3 protein-coding genes are annotated in these 4,561 nt (G+C 34.2%); 1 reads left to right on the forward strand and 2 read right to left on the reverse strand.

Going from position 1 to position 4,561, the window contains the following annotated elements; genetic code table 11:
- Together BZK14_RS12805 and msrA are read right to left on the reverse strand one after the other, a co-directional pair.
- On the reverse strand, positions 1-3,011 hold a 3,011-nt coding region (locus BZK14_RS12805; protein ID WP_077926853.1), incomplete at its 3' end, for a PilC/PilY family type IV pilus protein.
- Positions 3,012-3,343: 332 nt separating this feature from the next.
- A complete protein-coding gene (gene msrA, locus BZK14_RS12810; RefSeq protein ID WP_077926854.1) occupies positions 3,344-3,856 on the reverse strand; it encodes a peptide-methionine (S)-S-oxide reductase MsrA in 513 nt (170 codons plus the stop codon).
- Between the two features lie 230 nt (positions 3,857-4,086).
- On the opposite strand from msrA, the gene BZK14_RS12815 reads away from it, so the two are divergent.
- Positions 4,087-4,561: transglycosylase domain-containing protein (locus tag BZK14_RS12815; protein ID WP_245831363.1), on the forward strand; the 475-nt coding region annotated here is incomplete at its 3' end.

Consider the following 4,561-nt stretch of genomic DNA (forward strand, 5'->3'; position numbering starts at 1 on the left):
TTAGAAAAACGTTCCTGAATACCCCATGTGAAGAATATTACAGCATCGCTATGTTCATCATATTGTGGATCTTTAATAACTCTTTCACCAGACTGATTACCATCAGCAGTCAAAGCAATATACCAACCATCCTTATCTACATGCCCTTCGTTAGGATCCGCAAAAGGAGTGGTAGTTTCTAGATCATACTCTCCCACACTTTCATAATCTTCTAAACTAGGTTGTTGCCCCGTTTTATATCGAACATTACCCTTCTTCAAATGATTAATTGTTAAAACAGGCTGTAAACTATGCGTTGCTTGGCCCAATGCAAAAGTTTCTGATCCACCTTTTTTACCATAATCAGTCAAGCCATAAACATTATGTTGGACTTTAGAATTATCATATCGATCTAATTCATGGCTTGCCGCAATACCTGTACCAAAAAATACTCGATATAAACTAGAGTTTCGTGCTCGCACAACCAATGGCTTAACAGAAATGGCTGATTGACCAAAATTAGTTTTAGGTGCCTTAAATAAAGCTGTTATTTTTGTATTTGGATCTTTAAAATCTTTACTATTAAATTCAACTCTATATAAAGTACCTGAATAATCTCCAACATAAATTTTATCAACTTTCTGACCTCCTACAATCCCATCTTTACTCACAAGCAAAGAAGGTGTCGCTGCACCTAAGCCATTAGGATTAAGAATAATCTCATGCAATTTTTCACCAGTATAAGCATCAATAAAATATAAAGATGATGGACGATTACCTGAAGCATTTGGCTCTGCACCGAAACCATTACCAAAAACAGCTACTGCCTGTCCTTTAGGATTAGATTCTCCACCAAAAGTTGTACCTCTATCAATAATCCTATTGAAGAACTCAAACCCTGAATAGGTATAACCTAAATTTTCAAAACCAGGTGTACGAGATGGCCCTTCATTAGTGATTTCAAATAATGGTGTAACTTTCTCATAAATATCATTAGAACTTGGCTTACTAATTGTTTTTTTATTCTTACTCCAATTTTTAACAACTTCTGCCTTTTCAGCATAAACACGATAGCCTGCAATACCTTTACCACCGCCCCCCATAGCTGTTAATCCTAATGTTGCGTAGAGATGTTCACCCCCAGTATCACCTGTTGCTTGATAAACACGAGCATCCACTAAATTAGTTCTGCCTTCTATGACCAAAGTAGAATTTCTATTAGCTTTTGCGATTTCATCAAAACGGTGAACTAACATTTTAGGGAAATATGCTGTATCACGTTCGCCTGCTTTACTATTTTTAGAAAGGCCTCTTTGCGCCTTAATAAAGCTAATCATCCCATCATTATCCCCAACAATAATAAAATTATTTGGCTGGAATTTAGCTTTATACACCCACCATTGCTCCAATTGTGTTTTGAGATCATAAGACATGGATTCATCTGCAATATTAATATTGATCATATCTTTATTTGCCAAAACAACATCAGGACTTGTAATACTACCTAAAGGATATAATCTCTCTCTCAAATCCCCCATATTTTTATTCATTTTAAAGTTTGTCAACCACTCTAAACCCGAATCATTAAAATCAGACTTAATTTTTTTAAATTCGGTTAAAACCGTACTTTTATCTTTCTTTAAGTCAAGCAGACTCTTGCCAGGGAATTTTTCTGAAGATAAAGTGACATAACGACCTTGTTCAGGTGTAATCGTTGTATCAGTACTCCATAAATTAACTTTCTCAGACTTCCCTGTTTGAGGATCAATATAAGATGCTCTTGCCCTAACACTACCGATATATGATCTAAAATCATAAACAGTATCATAACGGACAGTACCTATTGTTTTAACATCAACATTACCATCTTTATCAAATTCAGGTTTTCCCTTCACAAGTTTTGAAGATGTACGATCATTCACCGCAGATGCACTACTGGTACTGCGAATAATGGTTGCAAAAATAGTATCAAATGCAGCGAGTAAATCTTCAGCTGATCCACCATTCTTTTTTGTAATCCCTAAATTCATACCAGGATTTTTTTTAATACTACTCGTTGCATGCGTTAAATTTTGATAAATTTTATCATCAACATCAACGTGCAAACTTACACTGTGTACATGCAGAGGCATAGGCCCTGTATCATCTTGATACCAACCTTTACCCGCTTCATCTTTCGTATTAGTTACCCAATCTTTTAAATTTGTATCTGCTATGATCTGTCCTAATGCAGGACCCAAGCGCTCTAAATTAACAGTATCCTTTAAATAAACACCATTAATAATATCAAAACCATCAATATCATATCGATTACCCAAACTGCCTAAAGAGTTAGGGTAAGTTTTTCGGAAAATTTCTTTATCTACAACAGCAACACCTCTAGCAGATTCTGCATTAGGCTCACCATCTGTCATTACAATCATATGATTTTGCTGACAACGATAACGAATTGGCGACTCTAATTGTTTATATTGATAAATATTAGTATATTTTTTATCAAAGAAGCGCCCTGTTTCTACTTGCATAGTACCAGTTCTATTACCTGCTGCACTGACTGGCTGCCCTCTAAACATCTTTAGCGTATCATAAACAGCTGTGTATAAAGGTGTATTACCTGGCGAGTTTTTAATAATATTAGAAATATTTGTAAGATGACTATTAAACTTTTGATCAGTCACTTTTGAATAATCATCAAGTTTCAAAGCGGTCAAGCCACTATTAGAATTTGCTGTATACAAAAATGTTACGCCTAAATATGCCTTATCTCTATATTTATTCAACAAAGCTTTGACTGCTCTATCTAAAGCTACCGTTCGTAGAATATCAGGGCCATTCTTATATTCAGGAACATCTCGTGTTTTCATCGACCCCGAATCATCCAATACCATATGAATATTCGGCTTTGCACGTGGCGTACTAAAAACTGGTTCTGTTGATGGTTTAAATGCCTTAGTTTCTGCATTTACGCTCGATATTCCCCACACAGGAAATGTCAATAATAGTATTTTATAAAATACATTACGATTTTTCACTTGCTTTCCTCTTCATTCTAAATTAATGGCTTGTTATCACAATTATACTGCTAATAATATTAATTTATCTTAATACAATGATTATTTATACGAACTATGCTTATGGTAAACAAATAAATACAATAAAATTCAACAATATCAATTGTAATAAACAGAGAAAAATAAAAATATTATAATAATAAAAATATAATTTATTGATCCAGATCTATAAAATATATTTTTATAATAAATAGCTCATAATTCTCTGTGTATATTCATGAAAAAACTTCTCTTTTTACTGTGAGAAGTTTAGTATACATTTAAAATATTTGATCTTTTTCTATACAGCTTTTCTATTTATGCCAAATTGTATTCAAAAAATGCTGACGAAATGCAGAAGTCAATGCATAGCGCTCAGGGCTTTTGCGATAAAAATCTTGATGATATTCTTCCGCCACATAAAATTCTTGCGCAGGCTCAATACTTACAACAATAGGATCCGTAAATCTGCCACTGTTCTGCAACGCATACTTACTTTTTTCTGCCAGCTGTTTTTGTGCTTCTGATGTATAAAAAATGACAGGGCGATAAGTATCACCACGATCTTGAAACTGTCCAAATGCATCTGTAGGATCAACTTGTTGCCAATAAATATTTAATAATGCTTCGTAATCAATTAACTCAGGATTAAACAAAATCTCAACAGCTTCAGTATGACCTGTTCCTCCACCACAAACATCTTGATAAGTTGGGTTTTCTATCGTGCCGCCTGTATAGCCAGATACAATACTTTCTATACCTGCTAACTCATCAAATGGATGAACCATACACCAAAAACATCCTCCTGCAAAAATTGCACGCTCCATCATATTTGACTCCTTATTAATTGATAATACTCATATATTATAGTGTGAATATTTCATAAATATTACAGTGAAGCTTCATACGCCGTAGGTTTATCGATATAATCATCACCAAATACTTATCCAAAAGCGCCCTCATGCATCATATTTTTAAGAAATTTCTCAAATATTCAATCTATACCATTGCAATAGGGTCAGTGGTTATAGTAGGAACTTTTAGTATATTTAATTATTTGAATCCGTTAGTTATCCCCAAAATAGAGCCATCCACTGTCATTGTGGATCGAAATGGGCAAGTTTTGAGGCAATTTTCTGACCATGATGGAATATTTCGCCATTGGGTGGAATTAAAAGATATTAATCCATTATATATCCATGCACTTATCAATTATGAAGATCGCTATTTCTACCAACATTTTGGTGTCAATCCTCTCGCAACTATTCGTGCTTTTGGGCAATTCATTTCTAACCAAAAAGTTATTTCAGGTAGTTCAACATTAACCATGCAAGTGGCTCGTTTACTCTATCCTCATGAACGTACTATCTTAGGCAAAGCCGAACAAATGTTACGCGCTATTCAATTAGAAATGGCATTAACAAAAGAAGAAATACTTACTTTATATGTCAATATTGCTCCCATGGGCGGCAATATTGAAGGTGTGCAAACGGCAAGTTGGCGCTATTTTTCCAAAGATGCTAACAGCTTAA

The sequence above is a fragment of the Wohlfahrtiimonas larvae genome (assembly GCF_002006755.1).
In the GTDB taxonomy this organism is placed as follows: domain Bacteria; phylum Pseudomonadota; class Gammaproteobacteria; order Cardiobacteriales; family Wohlfahrtiimonadaceae; genus Wohlfahrtiimonas; species Wohlfahrtiimonas larvae.